This window comes from Kitasatospora sp. NPDC059812, from assembly GCF_042732075.1.
In the GTDB taxonomy this organism is placed as follows: Bacteria; Actinomycetota; Actinomycetes; order Streptomycetales; family Streptomycetaceae; genus Kitasatospora.
Window position 1 is genome coordinate 1 of record NZ_JBHWIO010000119.1, and the last position, 1,864, is coordinate 1,864.

The window sequence follows — 1,864 nt, forward strand, 5'->3', positions numbered from 1 at the left end:
GTGTGGTTTTTTTATTGTGTGTTGGTGCGGGACGCCCCCCCCGCCCCCGCGGGGGGGGGGGGCCCCCCCGCGCGCGCCCCCCCCCCCCCCCCCCCGGCGCGCCCCCCTCTTCGCATCCTCGTTCAGCCTGGCTGCGAGCTGCTTGACGTCGGGTGCGAGGTGTCCGGCCCACGGGTCGGATCGACGTCGGCCGGGATGCGCGGTGCGTCGAGCGGATGGTCGCCGTACGGGTCGGGCGAGCGGGTCAGCTCTTCCCGCCCTCGGCCCAGGTGATGTCCATCTGGTCGATGAAGTAGCGGCCGTCGAAGCAGAGGAAGACCTTGGACGTGGTGTCGTTGTCCGCGATCCAGGTCTTGTTCCACTGCACGACGGTGCCGGCGCCGTCGCGCTTGGGGAAGTAGAGGCCCTCGCGGCGCTCGGGCTGGTTGTAGAAGCCGTGCCCGTTGGCCAGCCGGTGCGGCGTCCTGACGAGGGCACCGCTGACGTCGGCGTAGAGCGCGGCGGGGAAGTTGGTGCGGGCGACGAGCTTCGGCGGAACGTAGTGGACGTCGACCTCCCCGGAGTCCACGTAGCGGGCGGGTTCCCCCGGCAGCCGGTGGAAGGCCCTGCGCGCGGCGCCCGCCGTCTCGTAGCTGTCCGTGAAGGTCACGAGGCTTCCCTCCCGCCCCTCCTTGTACCAGTCGCCCTGGGAGTACTGGTCGAAGTCGAAGGCCTCGATGCGGGTGCCCGGGGCGAGGAGCTCGCCGGGGACCTCCCGGAAGCTGGTCTCGTCGAAGATCTGCTCGATGGTTCGCACGTGCTTCTCGAAGCGGCGGGCCGGCACCCGGACCCGTCCCGTTCCCACCGGGAGGTCGGTGGCCTTCGGCGCCGGAGCGGGTGCGGGCTTGGGCGGCGGGATGGGCGCGGGCGCCCAGGCGGTGCAGGATCGGTCCTCGGCCCCGGCGCCCTTCTCCAGGACCAGCGGTCCGCCCGGCCGTTCGGCGGCCGGGTCGGCCAGGCCGAGGAGGCAGTTGGAGGAGTCGTGGAGGGCCATCAGCCGACCGGTGTCGCGCTGGACGAAGGCCCGCCACGCCTGCCGCCAGTACGAGGAATCGCTGCCGGTGTCGGGGAACTTGGGCCGCAGGGTGACCGTGGCACCCCGGCTCGACTCCTCGGCGGTCAGGTAGAGGCCGGTGGCGACGTGCCGGATCCGGTGGTTGATCACCCGGAACCGCTCGGCCACCCACTGCTCGCCGTCACCACCGGTCTCGGGTCCGAGCACCACGGGGGTGCCCTCCGGGCTCCCCGCCGGGGCACCCGCCACCAGGCCGGGAATGCGGTGCAGGCGCAATACGAAGGTCTCGGTGGGCCAGTCGACCAGCATCGTGAACAGCCTCTCGGTAGTCGAATATGACATGAAGTCACAACATGATCACCTGATCGGGTGGGGATGCGCCATGGCGTACGGCACACCGTGGGCGCCGCACCGGGAGGCTGTGCTCCGGCATCCGCCGAAGGCCACCCGCCGAAGGGCGCCGGCGGGTCGGGCCCCGGCAGCTGTCCGGCTGGGACCGGGCTGAACGCGCGCTGCTGGCGCTGGTGGCCGAGCGCCGCATGAGCAACGCTGGTGATGCGTGGTGAGAGGGTCCCGGACGGGGGGCGCTGGCTGGGCAGCCCGATCGCCGCCTGGCCGACGGCCGCGGCCACCGCCGTGGCCGTGGCGGAACCGGCGGAGGCGCCGCGCCGGGCCGTGGCGGAAGGGGAGTACGTCAAGGTGCGGTGGTCGTCACGGACGGCACACTGCACCGGGTGTGGGGGGGGGGGGGGCCGTGGGCCCCCGCGGCGGCGCGCGCGGCGGGGGGGCGGGGGCGGGGGGGGGGGGGGT

General features: G+C 73.6%; 1 protein-coding gene. It reads right to left on the bottom strand.

Annotation, left to right across the window (positions count from 1 at the left end; genetic code table 11):
• Positions 1-244 precede the first annotated feature (244 nt).
• Positions 245-1,396 (bottom strand): RICIN domain-containing protein, encoded by a 1,152-nt coding sequence (locus tag ACFV6D_RS35715; protein ID WP_380562909.1) that lies wholly within the window; start codon positions 1,394-1,396, stop codon positions 245-247.
• Positions 1,397-1,864 lie beyond the last annotated feature (468 nt).